A 23,018-nucleotide genomic window follows, 5' to 3' on the forward strand; every position below is an offset into this window, starting at 1 on the left:
GAAAAAACCAGCGTATTGACGCTGGTTTTTTGGGTTATTTTTTCTTTTTAACCTTGGCGGCTTTCTTTTTCGCCTTAATTTTCACCGGGTCTTTTTTCTTCTTCGGTGCTTTTGCTTCTTTATGTTTAGGTTCAAGGCCTTTAATTACACGGCGCTTAAGTTTTTGGTCGGTGTAACGCTCAACCTTACCTAAAATCTCAACATCGTGGGCTTCAACCAAGGAAACCGCGGTGCCTTTTTTACCAGCGCGGCCTGTACGACCGATGCGGTGTACATAAATATCTGCGGTGCGCGGCATGTCAAAGTTAAATACGTGGCTGATATCCGCAACGTCGATACCACGGGCTGCAACATCTGTTGCCACTAAGATATTCGTCTTACCACTGTGAAAACTTGCCATTGCAGCCATGCGTTTGTCTTGTGGCATTTCACCACGTAGCCAAGTGGTTTTAATGCCTTTGGCAAATAGCTCGCCAACAAGTGTTTCTAGGCGTTCACGCGTTTTTACGAAGATAACCGCTTTGGTGACTTCTTCGTCATCAAGCAGTTGTGCGAGCAAATTGACTTTGTGCTCGTAGTTATCTGCAAGATGAACCCACTGATGGATTTTACCTTTTTCTTTACGTGATGGCGTGGCTTCAAGTAGTGCTGGATCTTGTAATATACGCTCAGCAAACTTCTCAACGCTTTCGCCCTCAAGGGTTGCAGAGAACAAAAAGCACTGACGACGGTTAACCGCTTCAGAGCAAATACGTAGCATTTCTTTTCGAAAGCCCATGTCTAGCATGCGGTCGGCTTCATCTAAGATCAGTAGCTCAACGTTTTCTGCGTGGAAGTTCTCGGTTTCAAGATATTCCATCAAACGACCAGGCGTTGCGATGAGAATATCATTGTTCTTTTCGAATATTTCTTTGTGACTGCCGTAATTGATACCGCCAGTTACCACGCCTATTTTAAGGTTGACACCTGCGGCAAGGAGTTCACATTGCTCGTGTATTTGATAGGCAAGTTCACGTGTTGGCGTCATGATAAGTACGCGGGCAAAGCCTGGCTCTTTGCGAGGGAAATCAAGCAAATACTGAATCGCAGGGATCAAGAATGCAGCGGTTTTACCCGTACCGGTTGGTGCGCTGGCGAGAATATCTCGGCCAATTAGCGCTTCAGGAATAGCCATCTGTTGAATGCTGGTGGGAGTATCGAAACCCATTTTTTTAATCGCACTAATCAGCTTGCTGTCTAAATCAAATTCAGTAAATTGCATATTGCATCACAAATAAAGGACAATAGCGGAATTATACGTTGCTATTGCATTTTCTCAAAGGTATAGGATGTCTCAGTTTGCATTTAAACAGTTTTCGGTGGCCCAGCATCATGCGGCAATGAAGGTTTCAACCGATGGTATTTTGCTTGGCGCGTGGGTTCCGCTCGCTGAAGCCAAGCGGGTTGTTGATGTCGGAACGGGAACTGGGCTTATCGCATTGATGTGTAAACAGCGAAGTCCAATGAGCACAGTCCATGCGGTTGAGATTGATGACGATGCGTTAAAGGATGCTAAATTTAATATCAAGCACAGCCCGTGGCCTGATATTGAGCTGCATCGCTGTGCAATACAAGAGTTTGATAGTGAGCTGCGCTTTGACCTCATGGTATCAAACCCACCTTACTTCAACGCGAGTTTGAAAGGAGAAAATCAAGCGAGAAATAGAGCGCGACATACAGACAGCCTAAGTTTTGATGCCTTGCTTGATGCCTTCGAAAAGTTTACGACGGATGCTGGGCAACTTGCGGTAATTTTACCCTATCAAGAGAGCTTGCTTTTTTGTCAGCTTGCCAAAGCGCGAAATTGGTTTCTTGTTTCAAGCTGTGCGATTAAAACCACCCCGAGTAAATCTTACTCTCGCAGATTGCTACTGATCGGCAAACAAAACATAGCACAACCAAGTCATGAGCAATCGTTGGTGATATACGATGTAGATAATCAATATACGAATGATTTTGTTTCTTTATGTCATGAGTTTTACCTAAAAATGTGATGGATGTTTTTTGCTCATATCGTAATTTATCTTCTACACTTTAGCTGAGAAATAGTCAGAATCATCGTGTCAAAAGTGCAGTCTGATTTACGTGTACTTAGCTGGTTTAATTCGCTTGTGTAGGTGTTCATGAAAAAGGCCGAGATCCCAAATAACGAAGAAAATCGTCTCAAAGCATTGCGCGAATATAAGGTATTGGATACAGCTGCCGAAGCAAATCTTGATGAAATTACGCAGCTTGTGTCAGAGATCTGTGAAACGCCTATTGCGCTTATTAGCTTGATAGACACAAACCGCCAATGGTTTAAGTCTAAAATCGGGCTTGAGGTGGATGAAACCCATCGAGATATCTCCTTTTGCTCCCACGCTATTTTGCAAGAAGATGTATTTGAGGTGCAAGACGCCCTAGAAGATGAGCGCTTTTTTGACAATCCACTGGTTACTGGTGGTCCGAAAATCCGCCATTATTCCGGTGCACCGCTGATTAGCTCAGGTGGTTATAAGGTAGGCACTATTTGTGCTGTCAGTGATAAGCCTAAAAAACTCACCGATTTGCAAAGGAAAACACTCGCGACCTTGGGTCGTCAGGTAATTCGGCAACTTGAACTGCGCAGAGAATTAAACGTACTTAAGCTGCTCAATGATTCCAAAGACAATTTCTTATCTGATATCAGCCATGAACTGCACACCCAACTTAATGCCATCATTGGTTTTAATGATGTGGTACTCAACTCAGCTGAAGCCGAAGGGTTTTCTGAATCTACGACAAGCTACCTGCAAAATATAGAAACAGGGGGAAGTAAACTGCTTACTGTCATTGATTCCGTATTAGAGCTTGAGCTTATTGAAGGTGAAAAAGTTCAGTTTGAACCTATTCTTTGTTCATTACCCGATTTACTCAAACAGTCAGTTGCTCGCTTTGCTACTGAGGAAAAACAACACGATATTACGATTACGCACTCTATTGCTGGTGTCTATAAAGGTGAGGCTTTGATGCTCGATAAGGATAAAGTGTCACGCGTTATAGAGACTTTACTCGACACTGCAATTCAGAGCAGCGAGGCTGGGCAAGAGGTGGTGCTCAGAGCATATGTCATTGGTAATGAAATACAGTTTATCGTAAAAGACAGTGGTAAAGGCCTTTCAGCGCTTGAGCAAAGTAATCTGTTTGACCGTTTTAGTATGTTTGAGGGCAGAGGAAACTTAGGGGTTGGGTTAAGCTTATGTGTAACTAAAGCACTTATTGATATTATGGGGGGGCGGATCAGTGTCTCCAGTCAAGAGGGCGAAGGAACTGAAGTGGTGTTTATTATTCCGTGCCGAAGTGAAAGTGGAGTCAAAGTCGCTTCGCCGCCAAAAACAGAGCATATTGCCATTTTCTATCATCAAATTGGTGTAATAGAAGACAATCCGCTTAATCAGCTACTGATCACTGCGATACTCGACAAACTGAATTGTAGTTATGATATTTTCGAATCTGCTGAAGCCTATTTTGAAGTGGCAAAAGAAAAACACTTTGACATCATTTTTATGGATGTGAATCTTCCGGGTATGAGTGGTACAGAGGCGGCACATTTAATCAAACAAGAAAATTCAAGGTTACCGATTTTGGCGATAACCGCTGATATTTTCTTAACTCAAGCTCAAAATGAAGTTTTTGATAATGTGATCCATAAGCCGTACAAGCTATCTCAAATTGAGGCCGCATTGAGCCAGTTTTATAAGTAATAACACGGCCTTGAGTTACATTAATTAGTGCTAACGCTTACTGCGCTAAACATCTAATTCGGCGTATTCCGTCATGATTTGCTCTATCCAAGTTGCGATACGCTCGTCGCTTTTATCGTATTGACTGTCTTCATCTAGTGCCAGGCCAACAAACTGACTTTTATCTTCGGTAAGTGCTTTTGACGCTTCAAATTCATAGTCATCTGAATTTGGCCAGTAACCTAAAAAGGTGACGCCTTGAGGGGCAATTTTTTCATGTAGCATGCCTAGTGCATCTTGAAACCATTCACCATAACCTTGTTGGTCACCCATGCCGAATAGCGCTATCACTTTGTTGCTCAGATCAACGCTGTCGATATCGTCCCAGTGAGACTCCCAGTCTTCCTGAAGTTCGCCGAAGTCCCATGTTGAGATACCAAAAATGAGGAAGTCAAACTGCTCAGCTTGTTTTAGCGGCTCGTCCTTAATATTAAATAAGGTAATTGTGTCTTTGCCGATGATTTCTTGAATCTTTTCTGCGGCCATTTCTGTGTAACATGTTGTCGAGCCGTAAAATAACCCAATTTGCATTGTATTTATCACTTTCAATTTGACTGGTATTATAGGTGGCAAGTCTACATCATGACGTTAATAATTAATACAGGTACTCTGTGAGCGAACACCAAGCAACTTCCCATACACTGTCCGATCCGCAATATATAGAAGCCTTTTTAGATGCACTATTTTTGGAGCAAGGGCTCAGTGAAAATACCATTGCAGCCTATCGCAGCGACCTTGAAAAATTTCTCTTATTTATAAAAGCAGAAACCTCGGTGTCTTCTTTACTGGCAATCACAAGTCAGGACGTTGAGGCTTATTTGGCACACAGAATAGACAAGGGCTTAAAAGCAAAGAGTAACGCGCGAGCCATCAGTGCATTAAAGAGATTTTATTTATATTGGTTGCGAGAAAAACAAATCGCGCAGTCTCCACTGGATACTATTGCGCAACCTAAAACAACACTGTCGTTGCCAAAAACCTTGTCAGAGCAAGAAGTTGAGGCCCTGTTAAATGCTCCTGATTGTGACGACCCTATGGGGTTGAGAGATAAGGCTATGCTCGAACTCTTGTATGCCACGGGGTTGCGCGTGACTGAGTTAGTCGGGCTAAGAATGGAGCAAGTCAACATGAGACAAGCTGTTGTACTTGTGCGTGGTAAGGGAGGCAAAGAACGCTTAGTGCCTATGGGTGAAGAAGCATTGCATTGGATTGAACAATTTCTCAAAAAAGGGCGGGGCTTAATGATTAAGCATGCTACCGATTTTGTCTTTCCATCCAAGCGAGGCATAGGTATGACGCGACAAACTTTTTGGCATCGCATAAAACACTATGCTATTTTGGCAGACGTTAAGTCGCCGTTATCGCCACATACGCTACGTCATGCTTTTGCAACACATTTATTGAATCATGGCGCTGACTTGCGAGTTGTGCAAATGATGCTTGGCCATAGCGACTTGTCGACGACTCAAATTTATACACATGTTGCCAGTGAACGTTTAAAAACATTGCACCAGCAGCATCACCCAAGAGCTTAATTTTTGTTGCTTGGGAATTATTTATGGTTACTCCGGTCTTAGTGAGTAACACAAAGGGGCGTGTGATCCCCTCAAATAACAGGTTTAGAGAGAACATAATGAAAAAACTAATAGTTGCCGCTTCACTGGCATTGAGCTTTGGCGCTTTCGCTGAGCAAGTTGAGGGTCCTGTCGCACCAACAGCACAAGTAGACCCAATTACGACGCAATTTAGCGGATTGGGTATAACGGTTAAGCAAATCAAAGATAGTCCGCTTGCTGGCTTAAAAACAGTGATCACAGATAAAGGGGTGCTGTATTCAAGTGCCGATGGTAAATATCTGATTCAGGGCACTATGATTGATCTTGATAACCGTCGTAATATTACCGAAGACGCGTTGAGTGATGTGCGCCAGAAAGGTATCGCTGAATACGAAGACTCAATGATCGTCTATAAAGCGGAAAACGAAAAACATCAAATCACGGTATTCACAGACATTACTTGTGGCTACTGCCGCAAACTGCACCGTGAATTAGAAGATTATTTAGCGGCAGGTATTACCGTGAAATACCTAGCTTTCCCACGTGGTGGCTTGCGTGGCTCAGGCTATGAAGATTTGAAAAATGTATGGTGTGCAAAAGATGCCGCTGCTGCACTTACTGAGGCGAAAGCTGGTGGTGAAGTGAAACCAGTTGAAAACTGCCAAGCGCCAGTAGCCGAGCACTATCAACTAGGGCAAAGTTTTGGCATTTCAGGAACGCCAGCGATCATTCTTGAAGATGGTTCTATGATCCCAGGTTATCAACCTGCTGCAGCTATTGCACAAATGCTGGACGCAAATAGCCCTAAGTCATAATGACTCACGCTTAGCGATGGAGTTCGCGTTGAGAACTCGATAAGATAGCAAGATAAAGAATACAAAAGGCCATTTTGGCCTTTTTTGTTTTGTGAAAAAGTATGCATACAGAAATTAAACCAAGAGACTGGGTTGATGATAGCCATTTACCGGCTTCACTGCATCCCGTGATCAAACAGCTTTATGCTGCCAGAGGGGTTAAATCGGTCGTTGAACTGGATAATAGCGCCGCAACCTTACACGATTTTAAATTATTTAAAGACATCGAGCTTGCAAGCCAAATTCTGGCTGAAGCACTTTCTTTGCAACAACAAGTGTTGATTGTTGGTGACTTTGACGCCGATGGCGCAACGAGCACCGCCGTATTAATGGAGGGTCTGCCTCAGTTTGGTTTTCAGCGTGTGGATTACCTCGTGCCTGATAGATTTAGCTTGGGGTACGGTCTAAGCCCTGCATTGGCCGAGCAAATCGTCGCCATAAAACCTGATTTGGTGATCACCGTTGATAACGGTATTTCCTGTATTCGCGGTGTCGAAATCGTGAAGCAAGCGGGTATTAAGGTGATTGTTACCGATCACCATTTACAAGGTGATGAGTTGCCGATTGCCGATGCGATTGTTAATCCAAATCGTCTTGACTGCGATTTCCCGTCTAAGTCTATCGCGGGCGTTGGGGTTGCCTTTTATCTGCTGATAGCGCTGAGGCATTACTTACGGGCGCAAAACTATTTTGTGGAGCAAAATGTCGCGATGCCAAATTTGGCGACATTATTAGATATTGTTGCCCTAGGAACCGTGGCTGACGTTGTGGCGTTGGACGCGAATAACCGCACTTTGGTACACCAAGGACTCGCCCGGATCCGTAGTGGTCAAACGCGACCGGGGATCCAAGCGCTAATCGAGGTTTCTAACCGTAATAATGCTAGATTAAGTGCCAGTGATTTTGGCTTTGCGTTAGCGCCAAGACTCAATGCCGCGGGGCGTCTTGACGATATGAGTTTAGGTATTGCTTGCTTGTTATCGAAAGACATTAACCAAGCTCGCCGTATTGCATCCGAGCTCGATAGTCTAAATATAGAACGACGCGAGATTGAGCAAAGTATGCAGCAAGAGGCGCAAGCGGTATTGGAGCGTTTGGTACTTAAAAGCCAAGAAGTACCAGATGCCTTGTGTTTGTATCAAGATGATTGGCATCAAGGTGTGATAGGTATTCTGGCGGGACGCTTAAAAGAAAAATATCACCGCCCATGTATTATTTTTGCACAAGGCGACAACGGCGAGATAAAGGGCTCATGTCGTTCTATTGAAGGTCTACACATACGCGACCTCTTAGAGTCAATCAATACCCAGCACCCAGAATTAATTGTAAAGTTTGGTGGTCATGCGATGGCAGCAGGATTGACCATTTTAGAGTCTGAATTTGCGCGGTTTAAACAGATATTTGAACAAAACGTCAGTGCGACGCTGAGTGAAGAAGCAAAGCAAAGCATTCTGTTGACGGATGGTGAGCTGCCGGGCGATTGCTTTACCATGGATTTTGCTTTTGAGCTACAGCAGGCAGGTCCGTGGGGGCAGCAATTTAGTGAGCCGGTATTTCAGGATGTATTTGAGTTGGTGCAGCAACGTATTGTTGGCGACAAACATCTAAAACTTGTGCTTAAGCATCGCTCGGGCCGATTGGTTGATGCGATAGCATTTAACGTTGACGTTCGGGCTTGGCCAAATCTCCAGGCAACCCATGCTTTGTTTGCCTATCAATTAGATATTAATGAGTTTCGTGGTAAATATAATTTGCAGCTCATTGTGCGTGAACTTCAGGCGCAATCGAATTAATAGAGATGTGCGTACTGAGTTTGTTAAAAAACTCCCAAAATTCTCACTTTAAGGGATGCTAAGCGCGGTTATTATTTGATACTATTGGTCGCTTAAATCTATGGTCTGACCCGTTGTCAGACCTGTTTGTGTGAATTCACAAACCGACAAATTTAGTTCTGGAGTAAAGGTAAATGTTTGAAGTGAATCCTGTGATTAACCAAATCAAGGAAATTCGCGAACGTACAGAGCTTCTTAGGGGGTATCTTTGACTACGCTCTAAAGCAAGAGCGTTTAGAAGAAGTTAATGCCGAATTAGAAGATCCCGCTGTATGGAATGAGCCGGAAAGAGCCCAAGCACTGGGCAAAGAAAAATCGAATTTAGAAGTGATTGTTGAAACCATCGACAATCTCGTGTCTGGTGCCGATGATGCGGAAGGTCTGGTTGAGCTCGCCGTAGAAGCCGAAGATGAAGAAACCTTCACTGAAGCAGAGCAAGAGGTCAACGGCCTTGTTGAGCAGCTGGAAAAACTAGAGTTTCGTCGTATGTTCTCAGGCGAGCAAGATGCCAACGATGCGTACATCGACTTACAGTCAGGCTCTGGCGGTACTGAAGCTCAAGACTGGTGTAACATGTTGCTGCGTATGTACTTGCGCTGGGCTGAGGCGAAAGGCTTTAAAGCCGAAATCGTTGAAGCGACAGATGGCGATGTTGCTGGTATTAAGGGCGCGACAGTTAAAGTCACGGGCGAATATGCTTACGGTTGGCTTCGTACAGAAACGGGCGTACACCGCTTAGTACGTAAGAGTCCTTTTGATTCAGGCGGCCGTCGTCATACTTCGTTTGCTTCTGTATTCGTTTACCCAGAAATTGACGACAATATCGAAATCGATATTAATCCTGCAGATCTTCGTATCGATGTATATCGTGCATCGGGCGCGGGTGGTCAGCACGTTAACCGTACAGAATCTGCGGTACGTATTACACACTTACCAACCAATACGGTAGTGCAGTGTCAGAATGACCGTTCGCAGCACAAGAACAAAGATCAAGCGATGAAGCAGTTAAAGGCGAAATTGTTTGAACTTGAACTGCAAAAGCAAAACGCTGAAAAGCAAGCCCAAGAAGATGCAAAATCTGACATCGGCTGGGGCAGCCAAATCCGTTCATACGTGCTAGATGATTCACGTATTAAAGATTTGCGTACAGGTATTGAAAATCGCAATACCCAAGCCGTACTAGACGGCGATTTAGACAAATTTATCGAAGCAAGCCTGAAATCAGGCCTTTAATCCACAAGCTAAACTAAGAGCTAAACAATGACAGATCACAATCAAGACGAAAATAAACTTATTGCTGAGCGTCGTGGCAAGCTAGATGCGATCCGGGAAAATTGCCCTGCGAATGGCCACCCGAACTCATTCCGCCGCGAAGACTACACACAAGATCTACAGGCTAAGTTTGGTGATAAATCGAAGGAAGAGCTAGTAGAACTTGATCATCATGTTTCTGTTGCGGGTCGTTTGCTTGCGAAACGTGGTCCCTTCTTAGTGTTGCAAGACATGAAGGGTCGTATTCAGGCTTATGCTTCAAAAGACGTACAAAAAGACCTAAAAGAGAAGTATGGTCAATTAGATATCGGCGATATCGTTGGTGTTAAAGGTCCGCTTCATAAATCCGGTAAAGGCGATTTATACGTCGACATGGTTGAGTATGAACTACTGACTAAGTCGCTACGTCCACTACCTGAAAAGTTCCACGGCCTGACTGACCAAGAAGCAAAATACCGTCAGCGTTATGTTGATTTGATCACTAACATGGACACACGCGAAACATTCCGTATTCGTTCAAAAGTGATTGAAGGTATTCGCCGTTTCTTAGCCGAGCGTGACTTTATGGAAGTGGAAACGCCGATGCTACAGGTTATTCCTGGCGGTGCGTCTGCACGTCCTTTTGTAACGCATCACAATGCACTAGATATTGATATGTATCTACGTATCGCGCCTGAGCTATATCTTAAGCGTTTAGTGGTTGGTGGTTTTGATCGTGTGTTCGAAATCAACCGTAACTTCCGTAACGAAGGTTTATCTACGCGTCATAATCCAGAGTTCACTATGATTGAGTTCTATCAAGCATACGCGGATTACAATGATTTGATGAACTTGACTGAAGACATGTTACGCACCGTGGCACAAGACGTGTTAGGCACTACTACGGTTGTTAATACTGTGAAGAATGCTGAAGGCGAAGTGACAGAGACGATTGAGTATGACTTTGGCAGTGCGTTCCAGCGTTTGTCTATGGCTGATGCTATTTTACAATATGGCCCAGATGCTGAAGCACAAGCTGAAATCTTCAAAGATCCAGAAAACCACTTTGAAGCACTAAAAGCATACGCTAAGAAAGTTCACGTTAAGATCCCTGAAAACTGTGTATGGGGTCCAGGTAAGTTCCTATGTGAAATCTTCGAAGAAGTCGCTGAACACAGACTTATCCAACCGACGTTCATTACTGAATATCCTTGGGAAGTGTCACCGCTTGCACGTCGTAACGATGAAAATCCATTTATCACAGACCGTTTCGAGTTCTTCGTTGGTGGCCGTGAGCTTGCAAATGGTTTCTCTGAGCTTAATGATGCTGAAGATCAAGCTGCGCGCTTTGCTCGCCAAGTGGAAGAAAAAGATGCAGGTGACGATGAAGCAATGCACTACGATGCGGATTATATCCGTGCGCTAGAGCATGGTTTACCACCAACAGCAGGTGAGGGGATTGGTATCGATCGTCTTGTGATGTTGTTCACGGACTCACCGACTATTAAAGACGTTATCTTGTTTCCGCATATGCGTCCTGAAGTGCAAGCTGAACAGTAAGTATTTTCACGTAATCTGAAAGTACATCTAGAAAAGCGCCTTATGGCGCTTTTCTGTTATTTTCGTAAGATAAATCTTACAGTATTTCTAAATACTTAGTTTTATTATGTAGTTATTGCTAACTCCTATTCATAATAAAAGTTGTTTCTCTTTTGAAACTAGATTATCCCAATTTCCTAACTAGTCTTTTTCAAGTTCTAATGCTGCGTTAAAAATAACGAATAGGGAATCCAAAAAGATGAGCAATAATGAGTTTGAAAATGTCGATGAGCACGAGCAAGCGAGAATCTTATATTATCGGGCTTGTATCGCTGAGTTTCAGCAGCTTGGTTATCAAGAAGCATTTTTAGACGAAGTTTTGCGTCAACAACGTGCATTAAGAAATACCTATAGCGATCCTAACCCCCTACAAAATGAGTAAAAATTGGCGTTAGTGCCGAGTAACTAAGCAGACTGCACAATCTATCACCATTCAGCGCTTTTTTACAAGAAAAGTATTTGACATATTTTTTCTAACCTATATTATACGCCCCACAAGACGGAGAGGTGGCCGAGTGGCCGAAGGCGCTCCCCTGCTAAGGGAGTATAGGGTTTGTAGCCCTATCGAGGGTTCGAATCCCTCCCTCTCCGCCATTTTTAATGGTTGTCTTGTACGGACGCATAGCTCAGCTGGATAGAGTACCTGGCTACGAACCAGGCGGTCGGAGGTTCGAATCCTCCTGCGTCCGCCACTTCTCCTTGAGTGGTTAAATAATAAAGGTAGGAAACAGGCGTTGGAGGTTTACCTTCAAAAAACACGTCCTGCGTCCGGCACTTTTCTTTCGGTGGTTAAATATTAAAGAAGTTGGAAAACTATACATTCGTAACGGACGCATAGCTCAGCTGGATAGAGTACCTGGCTACGAACCAGGCGGTCGGAGGTTCGAATCCTCCTGCGTCCGCCACTTCTCCTTAAGTGGTTAAATATAAAGAAGTTGGAAAACTATACATTAGTAACGGACGCATAGCTCAGCTGGATAGAGTACCTGGCTACGAACCAGGCGGTCGGAGGTTCGAATCCTCCTGCGTCCGCCACTTCTCCTTAAGTGGTTAAATAATAAAGGTAGGAAACAGGAAGTCGGAGGTTCACCTTCACAAAATACGTCCTGCGTCCGCCACTTTTCTTTAGGTGGTTAAATATAAAAGAAGTTGGAAAACTATACATTCGTAACGGACGCATAGCTCAGCTGGATAGAGTACCTGGCTACGAACCAGGCGGTCGGAGGTTCGAATCCTCCTGCGTCCGCCACTTTTCCTCTAGTGGTGAAATAAAGAGATAAACAAGCCGACGAAAGTCGGTTTTTTTGTGCTTAAATGTATCGTGTAGGAGCAGGTTTACCCTGCGATCTTTTATGAAAGTTGAATATGACGACGGTCGGAGGTTCACTCTCCACAACACACGTCCTGCGTCCGCCACTTTTCCTCAAGTGGTGAAATAAAGAGATAAACAAGCCGACGAAAGTCGGTTTTTTTGTGCTTAAATGTATCGTGTAGGAGCAGGTTTACCCTGCGATCTTTTACAAAAGTTGAATATGACAATGGTCGGAGGTTCACTCTCCACAACACACGTCCTGCGTCCGCCACTTTTCCTCAAGTGGTGAAATAAAGAGATAAACAAGCCGACGAAAGTCGGTTTTTTTGTGTCTAATATCCATGTAGGAGCAGGTTTACCCTGCGATCTTTTATGAAAGTTGAATATGACGACGGTCGGAGATTCACTACTGCATGATTAAACTCCCGAAACACTTTTCATTTTTTTTCTGACTGATACCCTAATCGCGTATTTATTTAGAGAAAGCGTTATATGTTTCAATCACTCAGAATTTTATTACTACTTGCTTTTTGTTGTGTTCCTTTAACTGTTGAAGCGCTTACATTAGGTGCTGAGCGCGCAGAAGAGTATTTACCTGTGTTAAAAGGTAAACGCGTCGGATTAATCGTAAACCAAACATCCCGCATTGAGGACCAACATCTAGTTGATTACTTACTTAATAAAGAAGTGGATGTTAAAAAGGTCTTTGCACCGGAACATGGTTTTCGTGGTAATTATGATGCGGGTGCTAAAGTAGATGATGCAACAGATGTGAAAACTGGGCTACCAATCATTTCGCTTTATGGTAGTAATAAAAAGCCAAGGCCTGAGCAGCTCAAAGATATCGATGTGCTTATTTTTGATATTCAAGATGTGGGGTTACGCTTTTATACTTATATCAGCACTATGCACCTCGCGATGGAAGCTGCAGCCGATGCAAATATTGAATTTTGGGTTTTTGATAGGCCAAACCCAAATATCGCATATGTTGATGGCCCATTATTAGAAAAACCATTTCAATCTTTTGTTGGTATGCATCCCATTCCCGTATTGCATGGCATGACCGTTGGCGAACTTGCGACTATGATTAAAGGAGAAGGGTGGTTAACCTCGCTTAAAGCGCCACAGTTACGTGTATTTCCAATGCGAAATTATAGCGGTACCACCGAATACAGATTGCCGATCCCACCAAGTCCTAACCTGCCAAACCAACAAGCAATCTACTTGTATCCATCTTTGTGCTTTTTTGAAGCGACACCTATTTCTGTTGGTCGTGGAACGGATTTTCCATTTCAAGTTTTTGGCTATCCAGACCCTAAGTTGGGTGAGTTTCAGTTCACTCCCCGACCAGTACTAGGTGCGGCTTCCAATCCTAAATTAAATGGTGTGACTGCGTTTGGGCAGGATTTAAGAAACAGCAATGTACGAGGCTTTGATCTAACTTGGTTTGTTGCTGCATACGCACAGTTCAAACACGAGAATAAAGCGTTTTTTCAGTCCCCCGGTTTTCTCGATAAGCTTGCAGGCACGGACAAAGTCCGCAAAGCCATTGAATCTGGCCAATCGGCATCAGAGCTGAGGAAACTGTGGCAGCAGGATGTACAAGATTTTTTAAAGCAGCGGAAAAAGTATTTATTATACCCGAGACTGTAACGGGTTTTTGCTAGAGGTAAACGGCAGCACGAGTCTGCCGTGAGTGGCTTAAGTCTTACTCGCTACGCAATACTTGCATGTTTTCATTGGCCTTATCCACACGTTTTTGCCAATGCAGGTTAGATTGCGCGAGTGCAGTGAATAAAACATCAATAAGGTAGGCTTGAGAAGTACGAGACAGCATACCTGAATGCTTAAGTGGCTCCCCTTCATTGATGCAATACAGTATCGCATCTGCCATTTCCGCGAGTGAGTGGCTACCATAACGTGAAATGGCAAGACATTTACAGCCATTATCCAGAGCTTGATTAGTCAAGGTTAGCAAGCTCTTGCTGGTTCCTGTATTGCTGATCACAATAAAAAGATCGTCTTTTCCCATCGTTGCAATAAAGCTAGAGGCACTGATTTCATCGACCTGAGCAATTGCCGGAATACCAAGCTTTTGGAGTTTCCAAGTTAAATCTTGGGCCATAGTGAAGGTACTACCAAGTGCACATACGATGACTTTTCGTGCGTTTTTCACCAACTGAATTGCGTTCTCAAACTGTTTTGCTGAGTTAAGTTTTCGAGTTTCGGAAATAACATTTTGCTGTTTTAGTTGTAATTTATCTGCGATTAACTCGATGGAGTCATTACTGGAAATTAACTCATCAATTGCTGCGCTGGTATCTGTTTGCTCGTTGAGCGCATCAACAACGGCAAGTTTAAATGCTGGAAATCCTTTATACCCCAGCTTTTGGGCAAATTTTACGACGCTAGATTGGCTGACACCGGCTTCGCGTGCCAGCTCAACGGAGGAAAGCGCACGGATTTTATCGCCCGAGTTCAAGGTAAAGTCAGCAAGCTTTGCTTCACTATTTGAGAGTGATGGACGAAGTGCTTTTATTTTGACAAATGTAGACATACGATACTCAATCCGAACTAAATTAATCTGTCCATATTATAGGTTCAATTGGAACGTTACGATAGACCAAAAAGGAATATCATTGCACAAAACACACTCATTGTACCAGTATTAGGGTTAAATGTTGACTTAAATTTAATTTAGTCGCAAAGGCTTGGTGTTTTAAACCGCTTAACTTAAGCTAAGTGTTTTGAATTTATAGACTAAACTATATGGCTTGGTACTCGATTTTGCCACCTTTGATTGCGATTGCAGTCGTGTTTTGGCGTAAAGAAGTGATTATCGCTTTGATTTTAGCGTTAGTTTCTTCCGAATTTTTATTGGCTGTACATGGCCAGCAGTCGCTAGTTGCTGGCACATTTGTAGGCAGTATCGAACGTGTTATTGAGGTTGCGACATCGGCAGGTAACAGCCGGATCTTGATTTTTAGCATTGTGATCGGTGCATTGCTTGCCTTCATCCGAGAGTCAGGTGGGGTTGCTGCAACGGTGAATATGCTGCTTAATCGAGGCGTCGCTAAGAGTAAGCGTCAGGTTGGCTTACTGACCATGTTTACTGGCACGGCTGTGTTTATCGAATCAAATATGAGTGTACTAACTTCTGGTATTGTTGCGAGGGGGCTATTTGACAGGTTCAAAATGAGTCGGGCTCGTTTGGCTTATATCATCGATAGTACTAGTGCTCCTGTATGTATTTTGATTTTACTTAATGGCTGGGGAGCTTATGTGCTTGGGCTGCTGAGTAACTACGAACTTGAGCAGTCAGCAGTGAGTATTTTATGGGGTAGTGTCGCGTTTAACTTTTATGCGATTATCGCACTGTTAATTGTTCTCTATACTATTGTCTTTGATAAAGTTCATGGACCGATGAAGGCTGCGGAACAAGAGTTAAAACACCAAACGGCTGAAATAAGTAGTGGGCCGAGTGCTACCAAGTCGCGTTATATGCTGATCCCTTTATTAACGCTGATTGTAAGTATGCTTGGATTTATGTTTTGGACAGGCAATGGTGTATTGGCAAATGGTAGTGGCTCTAAATCAGTACTTTATGCCACACTCTTAGCTTCAACGGTTGCATACTTGCTGCTTTTAACCGGCAAGAGATTTAGTCATCACGAGCTAATGGATGTTGGGTTTAAGGGAATGGGAGAACTGCTGCCATTGGTAAGTATTGTGTTGCTCTCTTTGACCTTAGGTGCAAGTCTAAAAGAGTTAGGAACAGGGACTTTTGTTGCGTCTTTAGTTGGTGACTATTTGCCTATTTACTTGATAGTGCCTGTACTCTTTATTACAGGTGCAATCATGTCATTTACGACTGGTACATCATGGGGCACCTTCGCCATATTAATACCTATTGGTGTGCCACTTATTCAATCGCTAGGCCTGCCACCGTCGCTTGTGCTTGGTGCTATCTTAAGTGGCGGAATATTTGGTGATCACTGCTCGCCTATCTCTGATACCAGTGCGGTATCGGCACTGGCATCTGGATGTGACTTACTGACTCATGTTAAAACCCAGTTGCCTTATGCATTGGTGGGCGGGGTATTAGCAATTATCTGCTTCTTTATTGCCAGCCTTATTATGATTTAAGAGTAAGCGCCAGTTAGGGGCAAGCCAAAACTTGGTTGTGCCCCGTACTTTCAATAGCAATAATTTGTCCGTTGTTGGCGGTCGACAGTGCTAGCATAACTGGCGTATTAAAATTGATAACACTAGTTTTTGGCTGTGGCATCACGCTAAGTAGGCTTTGTTTTAACTCGATGAGGGTATGGGTATTACACTCTTCAATTAACCAAGCATCATCGTTAATTGCAACGAGTCGACCGTAACGCTGTTCTTGAACTTGTTGTTGCGCAGCCTCAAATCTAGCATCCAGCACTTTTTTCTGTTCATCTATACGGGCAAGATACTGGCCTTGCTGTAGCTCATGCGTTTCGATGTGTTGAAAATCTCCATAACTGACTAAATGAGCATTTGAGTTATATTCTTTATCAATATCAAAATGTTGATTTTGATACCATAAGGTGAAAAGTAAAGCGACTGAACAAGTAACCGCGCTCCACTGCCAAGTTTCTATACGACCCAAATAATGATGGGCAAAGCTAACTAGTCGCACCTTGATGCGAGTAGTCAAAGTTAACGGTTTTTCCTGCTTGTTAGCTTGGTAAGCCGCTTTTAACTTGGCGTCAAATTTGTCTAAATTACTCATGATTTTCACCCACTTGAGACTTTAGTGTCTCTTTTGCGTATCTAATTCGAGTTTTTACAGTCTCTTGCGTGGCCCCTACAATTTGTGCTATTTCAGCTAAGCTGAACCCTTCTAACTGTAAGCTTAGTGCCTCTTTTTGTAATAAAGGAAGTGTAGCAATTTGCTGGTATAGCCACTGTTCCTCCGATGTTTTTGTAAACTCATTGGAGTTGGTCATACCTACTTTACTATCTGTCAACTCAGAGAGTTTACCTGACGCCCTGATTGAATCGATTAGCAAGTTACGTGCAATGTGAAACAAGTAAGCCTTGGGGTGGCCCTGTTGTCGATAAGCGCTTTTCTTTTCGATGACTTTTAGCCATGTTTTTTGACATATATCTTCTGCCGACGCCGCCTGTGTTTGTGTTTTTAGAAAGTGAAATAAATCACCTTGATAGCGCTCAATGACTTGCTCTAGGTATTTTACTTTACCCGTCGTCGCATATTCATAAAGCGGATCTTCTACGTTGCTGGTGGCGCGAGCACGCCACATTTTCAAGCTACTCAGCATAGGCAATCCTAAGTCTCAAGGGTCAACAGACCCTAATATCAATAAGCTAAATTAACCTGAGCTTCGGATAATTAATGCCTTTCTAGCAGCCAGTTTTAGCGCTAACTGCGTTGAATTCACTTCCAATAGCCAGCTATTGGTGCATAAATTCGCCTTGTTATCCCTAAAACTGTCAGGCTAGATAAGGGGATAATTTAATGTGGTATTAAAAACAATGAGTTAGCTCATTCCTTATCCAAACCTCAGGTTAAATTAAGAAGTTTACTTCGTGACTCAGCGGCTCAAATTGATTACGTATCAATGGCTGTTATTGTTCCAGTGTAAACTCTAATACAACGCGCTGAGCGTATTGCGGCTGCGGCTTTCCATCAACAATAAGTGGTCTATACTTCCATTTCCTTAGTGCTCTGACAGCAGCCTGATCAAATACTCTTTTAGGCTCCGCATTCGTCACTTTAACATCAATCACTTCGCCTTGTGGAGAAATGGCAAACTCCATTTCTACCCAGCCTTCCACTCCATCTCTAGCAGCCGCGGGCGGATAGTTAGGGTTGCTTCTAACAAGTGGAGTCGCTTGCCCATCGGTGGAGAATTGCAGCGTCATTGTGTTAGTAAACTTACCTAAATCTACGCTAGGTGTCTCGCTACTAATTTGTAGATTATCTCCTGTATCAACGATATTTTCAGTCGGTCTAACTGGGGCCGTTATTGGTTTTGGTGGTTCTGGCATTACCCTTTTTTCTTCGACTGGAGAGTCCTCTCTATCCGTTGCAATAGTAAGATCAAATACTTCTATGTCGACAATGGGGGGAGTGAGTTCCTGAGAAACTAAGTTTTGCATAAAGCCAAAGGTGGCAAAAGTAATAATAACTGCGCCAACAAGCGATAGTGCGAGTTTTGGAATTGCTAAATTAGGCTGTTGAAGAGTGGCTAATGTCGTCATGATTTTATCCCTGTTATATTGTTTTCGTATATAAAACGTTTGGGTAACTGAAACGGGGTGAAAGTTTTTAGATTTTTTTGATATGTATCTTGGTTTGGCTACAGGCCATGGATTACAATGCACGAAGAGCAGAGCACATTATTTAATTTTTCGTGATCATAGGTAGTTATGAAGTTAGTTGAGATCAATAAAGCGCGTTATCGCAAACATTTAAATCAAGTAATTATTGCTTGCGTTGTGGCGCTAGCACTCGGTAGTTTAGGGATTGCTCAGTTATTGATCCAATTATTTCCTGATGTAGATGGTAGCCATTTTCATTGGAATCTAACTGGTGTAGTAGTGACCTGCATCGTCATTGGGCTCGTGCTCAAAAAGCATAAAGCGCATCCCTTTATGACTGAAGTCAGTTATGTGTGGGACTTAAAGCAATCATTGAACAAAATCACCCGTAAAATGGCGAAGTTAAAACAGGCAGCGCAGCAGGGGGATGTAGATGCGATGACGGCGATTCAGTATAGCTATGCGGGATCTCGTCAGCTATGGCAATTGGATGACAACACCATAACGATGGATGATTTGGCGATGTGGCAAGCAGAGCTGGATTCACTGGCTAGCAAGTATCAAGTTGAAATAAAAGCAGAAAACTATAAAGAAACGATATTGAAACAGTACTAACAAAGCGGCTTGTTTCGGCGTTAAACTTTTTCACAATTTTTAATGTGACGCTAATGTGTCAGAACGGTAATATAACAGTCAAATTTTCTATTAAAGGAACAGCTTGAACTGTGCTATTGCGTCATCGATTTCACCAGTTCGGCTGGTTGGTTCTTATCAACTCTCTTTGCTCAATCTTAATTACCATAAATGTTGTAAATACCGATCTTGATGAATGAGTACTTAGGGGTCAAAAACACACCTGAAGATTATAGTACGGGTTATAACTTAACCGGAACAGTTAAAAAGAGAAACTGGCTATTACTCAGTAGCTACAATAAATATGCGATTGTGAGTAAGCAGCAAATTGTTGAAGTCTCGCCCATGGGAACTTATGAGATGCTCGATGAAACTAACAAGCCATCTGAGCAAAAGCCAAACTTTGAATATATTCAAGAGGCAATGCAGCAGATAAGCCACTTTCAGCAGATAAAAGAGGATTAGGTGTGCTGGTGGACTGTCGTGCTAACTTGAGCGGTATAACTAAGCGCTTAACGAGTAAAATTGAAAGGCGTTTTTCTTGTCTTTTTTAACCGTATACATGGCGACATCGGCACATTCGATTAATTGGCTTAGCTCAACCGCGTCTCTTGGGTAGCTTGCAATACCTATGCTCGCACCAACTCGCAGTGGAAGTAATTTCCCTTCTGACGTTTGCCAAATCATCTCGGTGTTTATCGCCCCTAACAGGTTTTCAGCGATGCGCTGCAATTTTTCATTTTTAGCGCAGTGCAAGGCAATCAAAAACTCATCACCTCCCCAACGACAAACCACGTCTTGTTCTCTCACCTGAGCACTAATTTGAGTGGCGATGTGTTTTAACATAGCGTCACCGGCGTTATGCCCATAAATATCATTGATTGGTTTAAACTCATCTAAATCAATAATAAATAAGCTAAACGGAGTTTCGTTATCTAACCACTCGTTGATCTTGATTTCAGTACCATGGCGATTGTAGAGGCCTGTTAGCTTATCGCGGTTAGCCTTTTTATTGAGTTCTTGAAACACAGTTTTTCTAAGCGTGATATCTGATAAAAACACCTGTAAATAGAATTGCCCGCTACTTTCCACTCTAAGCATGATGACACTCAGCCAAACAGGTTGTTCGGTCATGGGGTTAATAAACTCAAACTCTGACTGAGTTGGCTGGTTAAGCTCCAAGGTATGCTCCGTAAAGGTGTAGAGAATATCCGGAGTTTTGCAGTAGCGACCAAAACTTTCGGGAAAATATTCATCAAGGTCAATTGCCATGCCTGCCAGCAAATCACAAGCGGCATCATTAGCTAAGATCACTTCACCTTTGTCTTTTACCAGTAGGGTGGGAGAAGAGGAGCGCTCAAACATCAGCCTAAAGCGCTTCTCAAGTATTTCAATATCAGCTCGCAGTTGGCGCTCTTGCTCGAACATGGAAGCGGTTTTAGCAATAAGTTGATTGGTATTGCTCGCAATATCACCAATTTCACTTGATTCATGCCCCCTAGGCACGACTAAATCCAATGGTGTTCCAGGAATAACCCTAGCAATTTGACTACTTAAGTTACTCAGGGGTTTTGTAACTATAAAATGTGTAACAACGGTGAAGATGACTAAGATTGGGATGATGACAACCAACAAAGTTTGAACACTTGAACGGGCGATATCTCTAGCACTTTGCTCGATAAAAACGGAATTTGGTTGAATATAGATCTCACCAACAATTTCACTCAATAAAAACGGATGATTAAGCGAAATAATGGTCGCATTTTGCGATTTAAATCCTACACTTTGAGCGAGCCACTTATCCTCACTTTTTATTGCGGCCGAAGAGATAACGTCGTTACTGACTAGGCCATTAATAACTTCTACAGCAAGGTCTTTGTCATTGAGATAAGTGGCAATAGAGGAAGAAGACGACACGGTTTGGCCAATTTGCCCAATAATAGTATTAGAACGCCGAAGTTCACGCTCAACAATATGGTCGTGATATAACTTAGCGTAAAGCATTGAAAAAATAAAAGTCGAGACAACAAGCACGAGTGCTAGCCGCACGATCAGCCCATATTTAGTCATTGATTTGATAAATTACCTTCACATCACCCGTCACAAAGTCTGCTGGAACATAGCCGATTGCATTTGGCGTATTTCTGATATTTTCAAGTATAGTCGACGGTGAGGAAAATGACTGTGGGGGAGAAACTTTGCCGCTGAACTTTATTCTTGACCAATAAGCATTGATTTGGCTTTCATTGCGTCCTGTCAGTGCCAAGAAAAAAGGACCTCTTAAAGGGTGTGATTTTTCGTAGTCATAGGTCACGGCCATATCGCCGTTGGGAAAGGCAACGTATTTTCCCATGTACATGTCGATGAGTTGGCGCTGCGATATTGACTCGATGGGGTTGTCTTTGTTAACGATGACGGCAATATCAGCTGTTGCTGAAATTGGGTAAGAAATCAGGAAGAAAACAGCAGTAAGTAACCTTTTCATCAGAACACCCAATTAAAGCTAAGTGTGAAGGTGTTAAAAGAAAGGTCGGGATCACTAAATTGCTCAGTATCGTGAAGGTAAAAAGCGCTGGGCAAATGGTCCGCTGATGTATGCTTCCAATTGAACTTTAGTGCTAACGTCGGGCTCAATTCGCGTCGCCACGTTAGTGAGGTGCTATGCTGATCCAGTTGATAAAAACCAGAGTGCATGGAAGCAGCTTCGTATATTTGTATTAATTCAGGTAATGGGACGAGCGGACCGGGTTCTACACTTGGCTCATTATCGGACTTGGCAACTGAGTAGGTGAAAGACAAAGTGTTTAAATCGAAGCGCTTGCCTAGTGTGATATAAGCTGCTTTTAGGCGGTTGAGCACGCTGGAATTTGAATCCGTCAGCGATAATTCACTTTGTACCAACCACTTCGAATCATCATATCTCATACTGAGCGCGCTATAGGTGAAGCGCTTGTCGATAATATAAAGAGAGTCGATAAGCTCATTTTTGGTTGGCCAAACTTGTAGAGGAACTTGCGCGAGAGCCTCACGTAACTGCTTTTGCTGTTCATGCTCATTAGCTGCTTTTGTTGTTGTATAGTTGGCTCTAAACAGCCAATTTAACGTTTCGTACTGTACCGCTACACCCAAGATAGATTTAAGTTCTACATTCCAAAAAAACTTATAATCGCTGTAGATAGGCGATTCGGAGCGGCCCCAATATGCTTTGATGCTGGCGATGCCCTGATCAAGCGGTGCGCGATACTGCAAGTCAACGCCATCTAGGTTTTGGTGAGGAATAATGGAATAAAACTCGACAGGCGGATGTTCCATATCCATTGAATAGCCAATATCCCGATATTCAGTCATCAAAAATAGGTCTAACCCGGTGCGTCCGGCACGAAATTGCCAGTTCGAATTTAGATTGTAGCGTAGAAAAGCCAGTTTTATTGCATTGTTGACTTGGTCATCGTGTTGCTCTTTTAATAGCAGTTGCCCAACAAACTCTACATTATCATTTGCATGCCACTCTGCCTGTAGGCCCAAAGAAGAAAATGAAAAGTCGAGCTCATCTTTTTCCACACCGTGCGGATGTGAGATGGATTCTCTGATTTTGGCGGTATGGGAGTCTGTTTTAACCGCCTTGAGCGTAGCAAAGCCACTGAAATCAATGTCAGAGCCGTAGCTGAATGTGGTTAAAAATAGTAGGCAGATAAAAACAGAGCGCATGAGTTATAAATGTTTTCGCTTTCCTTTTATATAGCCTAGTTCGAATTTTGACATTTACCAATGCGATGTCCGCCTTGGCCTTGTATAATGAACTTAGAGACACCATATCCCATGTATGGTAGCATATTGTTATATTATCACATTAGGCAAGATTA

At 43.0% G+C, this 23,018-nt stretch carries 21 protein-coding genes and 5 tRNA genes; 17 read left to right on the forward strand and 9 right to left on the reverse strand.

The window, feature by feature from the left end; genetic code table 11:
* Positions 1-34: 34 nt before the first annotated feature.
* Positions 35-1,261 (reverse strand): ATP-dependent RNA helicase SrmB, encoded by a 1,227-nt coding sequence (gene srmB / locus L1271_RS01010; RefSeq protein WP_010606189.1) that lies wholly within the window; start codon positions 1,259-1,261, stop codon positions 35-37.
* Between the two features lie 67 nt (positions 1,262-1,328).
* On the opposite strand from srmB, the gene L1271_RS01015 reads away from it, so the two are divergent.
* Positions 1,329-2,033 (forward strand): tRNA1(Val) (adenine(37)-N6)-methyltransferase, encoded by a 705-nt coding sequence (locus L1271_RS01015; RefSeq protein WP_235366570.1) that lies wholly within the window; start codon positions 1,329-1,331, stop codon positions 2,031-2,033.
* Positions 2,034-2,162: 129 nt separating this feature from the next.
* Complete coding sequence (locus L1271_RS01020) at positions 2,163-3,761, forward strand: hybrid sensor histidine kinase/response regulator (protein ID WP_235366571.1); 1,599 nt, start codon at positions 2,163-2,165, stop codon at positions 3,759-3,761.
* Positions 3,762-3,806: 45 nt separating this feature from the next.
* Here L1271_RS01020 and fldB read toward each other — a convergent pair whose 3' ends face one another.
* Positions 3,807-4,331 carry a flavodoxin FldB gene (gene fldB, locus L1271_RS01025; protein WP_010375981.1) on the reverse strand — a complete coding sequence of 175 codons (525 nt, stop codon included), beginning with the start codon at positions 4,329-4,331 and terminating at the stop codon, positions 3,807-3,809.
* A gap of 80 nt (positions 4,332-4,411) precedes the next feature.
* On the opposite strand from fldB, the gene xerD reads away from it, so the two are divergent.
* From xerD to L1271_RS01085, 12 genes are all read left to right on the forward strand, one after another.
* Positions 4,412-5,335: a site-specific tyrosine recombinase XerD gene (gene xerD / locus L1271_RS01030; RefSeq protein WP_010606193.1), complete on the forward strand. Its 924-nt coding sequence runs from the start codon at positions 4,412-4,414 to the stop codon at positions 5,333-5,335.
* Positions 5,336-5,433: 98 nt separating this feature from the next.
* A complete protein-coding gene (gene dsbC, locus L1271_RS01035; protein ID WP_010375978.1) occupies positions 5,434-6,171 on the forward strand; it encodes a bifunctional protein-disulfide isomerase/oxidoreductase DsbC in 738 nt (245 codons plus the stop codon).
* 101 nt (positions 6,172-6,272) lie between these two features.
* Positions 6,273-8,003 (forward strand): single-stranded-DNA-specific exonuclease RecJ, encoded by a 1,731-nt coding sequence (gene recJ / locus L1271_RS01040; RefSeq protein ID WP_235366572.1) that lies wholly within the window; start codon positions 6,273-6,275, stop codon positions 8,001-8,003.
* Positions 8,004-8,176: 173 nt separating this feature from the next.
* Positions 8,177-9,275 (forward strand): peptide chain release factor 2 gene (prfB, locus tag L1271_RS01045; RefSeq protein WP_099030198.1). Its coding sequence is split into 2 segments (ribosomal slippage): positions 8,177-8,251 and positions 8,253-9,275, totalling 1,098 coding nucleotides; the frame shifts between segments, so codons are not numbered across the junction.
* Between the two features lie 27 nt (positions 9,276-9,302).
* Positions 9,303-10,853: a lysine--tRNA ligase gene (gene lysS, locus L1271_RS01050; protein ID WP_010375973.1), complete on the forward strand. Its 1,551-nt coding sequence runs from the start codon at positions 9,303-9,305 to the stop codon at positions 10,851-10,853.
* Positions 10,854-11,091: 238 nt separating this feature from the next.
* Complete coding sequence (locus L1271_RS01055) at positions 11,092-11,274, forward strand: hypothetical protein (RefSeq protein ID WP_010375970.1); 183 nt, start codon at positions 11,092-11,094, stop codon at positions 11,272-11,274.
* Positions 11,275-11,393: 119 nt separating this feature from the next.
* A tRNA-Ser gene (locus L1271_RS01060) sits at positions 11,394-11,486 on the forward strand.
* Positions 11,487-11,507: 21 nt separating this feature from the next.
* A tRNA-Arg gene (locus L1271_RS01065) sits at positions 11,508-11,584 on the forward strand.
* A 136-nt stretch (positions 11,585-11,720) separates the two neighbouring features.
* Positions 11,721-11,797 (forward strand) — tRNA-Arg (locus L1271_RS01070).
* 53 nt (positions 11,798-11,850) lie between these two features.
* Positions 11,851-11,927 (forward strand) — tRNA-Arg (locus L1271_RS01075).
* A 137-nt stretch (positions 11,928-12,064) separates the two neighbouring features.
* Positions 12,065-12,141: transfer RNA gene (locus L1271_RS01080), tRNA-Arg, on the forward strand.
* Positions 12,142-12,696: 555 nt separating this feature from the next.
* Positions 12,697-13,857: an exo-beta-N-acetylmuramidase NamZ family protein gene (locus L1271_RS01085; RefSeq protein WP_235366573.1), complete on the forward strand. Its 1,161-nt coding sequence runs from the start codon at positions 12,697-12,699 to the stop codon at positions 13,855-13,857.
* 55 nt (positions 13,858-13,912) lie between these two features.
* Here the strand turns inward: L1271_RS01085 and L1271_RS01090 are convergent, their stop codons facing one another.
* The gene (locus tag L1271_RS01090; RefSeq protein WP_010606197.1) at positions 13,913-14,761 is read right to left on the reverse strand and encodes a MurR/RpiR family transcriptional regulator; all 849 of its coding nucleotides are present in this window, start codon (positions 14,759-14,761) and stop codon (positions 13,913-13,915) included.
* 212 nt (positions 14,762-14,973) lie between these two features.
* Here L1271_RS01090 and L1271_RS01095 point away from each other — a divergent pair, with 212 nt between their 5' ends.
* Positions 14,974-16,350, forward strand: coding sequence for a Na+/H+ antiporter NhaC family protein (locus L1271_RS01095; protein ID WP_235366574.1), 1,377 nt, complete (start codon positions 14,974-14,976; stop codon positions 16,348-16,350).
* 13 nt (positions 16,351-16,363) lie between these two features.
* On the opposite strand, the gene L1271_RS01100 is transcribed toward L1271_RS01095, so the two are convergent.
* From L1271_RS01100 to L1271_RS01110, 3 genes are all read right to left on the reverse strand, one after another.
* Entirely contained in the window at positions 16,364-16,969 is a 606-nt protein-coding gene (locus L1271_RS01100; protein ID WP_235366575.1) for a hypothetical protein, read from the reverse strand.
* Positions 16,962-17,519, reverse strand: a complete 558-nt coding sequence (locus L1271_RS01105) for an RNA polymerase sigma factor (RefSeq protein WP_235366576.1) — start codon at positions 17,517-17,519, stop codon at positions 16,962-16,964. Before L1271_RS01105 ends, L1271_RS01100 begins: the two co-directional genes overlap by 8 nt.
* A gap of 307 nt (positions 17,520-17,826) precedes the next feature.
* Positions 17,827-18,462, reverse strand: a complete 636-nt coding sequence (locus tag L1271_RS01110) for an energy transducer TonB (RefSeq protein WP_102057304.1) — start codon at positions 18,460-18,462, stop codon at positions 17,827-17,829.
* A 168-nt stretch (positions 18,463-18,630) separates the two neighbouring features.
* Here L1271_RS01110 and L1271_RS01115 point away from each other — a divergent pair, with 168 nt between their 5' ends.
* Both L1271_RS01115 and L1271_RS01120 read left to right on the forward strand, forming a co-directional pair.
* A complete protein-coding gene (locus L1271_RS01115) occupies positions 18,631-19,137 on the forward strand; it encodes a DUF3087 domain-containing protein (protein ID WP_010606202.1) in 507 nt (168 codons plus the stop codon).
* 210 nt (positions 19,138-19,347) lie between these two features.
* Positions 19,348-19,620: a hypothetical protein gene (locus L1271_RS01120; protein WP_235366577.1), complete on the forward strand. Its 273-nt coding sequence runs from the start codon at positions 19,348-19,350 to the stop codon at positions 19,618-19,620.
* 39 nt (positions 19,621-19,659) lie between these two features.
* Here the strand turns inward: L1271_RS01120 and L1271_RS01125 are convergent, their stop codons facing one another.
* The 3 genes from L1271_RS01125 to L1271_RS01135 are packed head-to-tail and all read right to left on the reverse strand — an operon-like array spanning position 19,660 to position 22,863.
* A complete protein-coding gene (locus L1271_RS01125; RefSeq protein ID WP_010606204.1) occupies positions 19,660-21,225 on the reverse strand; it encodes a sensor domain-containing diguanylate cyclase in 1,566 nt (521 codons plus the stop codon).
* Positions 21,218-21,640, reverse strand: a complete 423-nt coding sequence (locus tag L1271_RS01130) for a hypothetical protein (RefSeq protein ID WP_102057302.1) — start codon at positions 21,638-21,640, stop codon at positions 21,218-21,220. Before L1271_RS01130 ends, L1271_RS01125 begins: the two co-directional genes overlap by 8 nt.
* Positions 21,640-22,863, reverse strand: a complete 1,224-nt coding sequence (locus L1271_RS01135; RefSeq protein ID WP_102057301.1) for a hypothetical protein — start codon at positions 22,861-22,863, stop codon at positions 21,640-21,642. The genes L1271_RS01130 and L1271_RS01135 overlap by 1 nt, the downstream gene beginning before the upstream one ends.
* Positions 22,864-23,018: the final 155 nt, after the last annotated feature.

The sequence above is a fragment of the Pseudoalteromonas sp. OF5H-5 genome, assembly GCF_021530695.1.
Classification (GTDB): Bacteria; Pseudomonadota; Gammaproteobacteria; order Enterobacterales; family Alteromonadaceae; genus Pseudoalteromonas.

What these genes read in the sequence shown, in the direction of transcription:
- L1271_RS01020 (WP_235366571.1), top strand. Translation starts at nt 2,163, where the DNA reads ATGAAAAAGGCCGAGATCCCAAATAACGAAGAAAATCGTCTCAAAGCA.
- recJ (WP_235366572.1), top strand. Translation starts at nt 6,273, where the DNA reads ATGCATACAGAAATTAAACCAAGAGACTGGGTTGATGATAGCCATTTA.
- L1271_RS01125 (WP_010606204.1), bottom strand. Translation starts at nt 21,225, where the DNA reads ATGACTAAATATGGGCTGATCGTGCGGCTAGCACTCGTGCTTGTTGTC.
- L1271_RS01115 (WP_010606202.1), top strand. Translation starts at nt 18,631, where the DNA reads ATGAAGTTAGTTGAGATCAATAAAGCGCGTTATCGCAAACATTTAAAT.
- L1271_RS01120 (WP_235366577.1), top strand. Translation starts at nt 19,348, where the DNA reads ATGAATGAGTACTTAGGGGTCAAAAACACACCTGAAGATTATAGTACG.
- L1271_RS01085 (WP_235366573.1), top strand. Translation starts at nt 12,697, where the DNA reads ATGTTTCAATCACTCAGAATTTTATTACTACTTGCTTTTTGTTGTGTT.
- L1271_RS01100 (WP_235366575.1), bottom strand. Translation starts at nt 16,969, where the DNA reads ATGAGTAATTTAGACAAATTTGACGCCAAGTTAAAAGCGGCTTACCAA.
- L1271_RS01105 (WP_235366576.1), bottom strand. Translation starts at nt 17,519, where the DNA reads ATGCTGAGTAGCTTGAAAATGTGGCGTGCTCGCGCCACCAGCAACGTA.
- dsbC (WP_010375978.1), top strand. Translation starts at nt 5,434, where the DNA reads ATGAAAAAACTAATAGTTGCCGCTTCACTGGCATTGAGCTTTGGCGCT.
- L1271_RS01055 (WP_010375970.1), top strand. Translation starts at nt 11,092, where the DNA reads ATGAGCAATAATGAGTTTGAAAATGTCGATGAGCACGAGCAAGCGAGA.
- lysS (WP_010375973.1), top strand. Translation starts at nt 9,303, where the DNA reads ATGACAGATCACAATCAAGACGAAAATAAACTTATTGCTGAGCGTCGT.
- L1271_RS01135 (WP_102057301.1), bottom strand. Translation starts at nt 22,863, where the DNA reads ATGCGCTCTGTTTTTATCTGCCTACTATTTTTAACCACATTCAGCTAC.
- fldB (WP_010375981.1), bottom strand. Translation starts at nt 4,331, where the DNA reads ATGCAAATTGGGTTATTTTACGGCTCGACAACATGTTACACAGAAATG.
- L1271_RS01130 (WP_102057302.1), bottom strand. Translation starts at nt 21,640, where the DNA reads ATGAAAAGGTTACTTACTGCTGTTTTCTTCCTGATTTCTTACCCAATT.
- L1271_RS01095 (WP_235366574.1), top strand. Translation starts at nt 14,974, where the DNA reads ATGGCTTGGTACTCGATTTTGCCACCTTTGATTGCGATTGCAGTCGTG.
- L1271_RS01110 (WP_102057304.1), bottom strand. Translation starts at nt 18,462, where the DNA reads ATGACGACATTAGCCACTCTTCAACAGCCTAATTTAGCAATTCCAAAA.
- L1271_RS01015 (WP_235366570.1), top strand. Translation starts at nt 1,329, where the DNA reads ATGTCTCAGTTTGCATTTAAACAGTTTTCGGTGGCCCAGCATCATGCG.
- srmB (WP_010606189.1), bottom strand. Translation starts at nt 1,261, where the DNA reads ATGCAATTTACTGAATTTGATTTAGACAGCAAGCTGATTAGTGCGATT.
- L1271_RS01090 (WP_010606197.1), bottom strand. Translation starts at nt 14,761, where the DNA reads ATGTCTACATTTGTCAAAATAAAAGCACTTCGTCCATCACTCTCAAAT.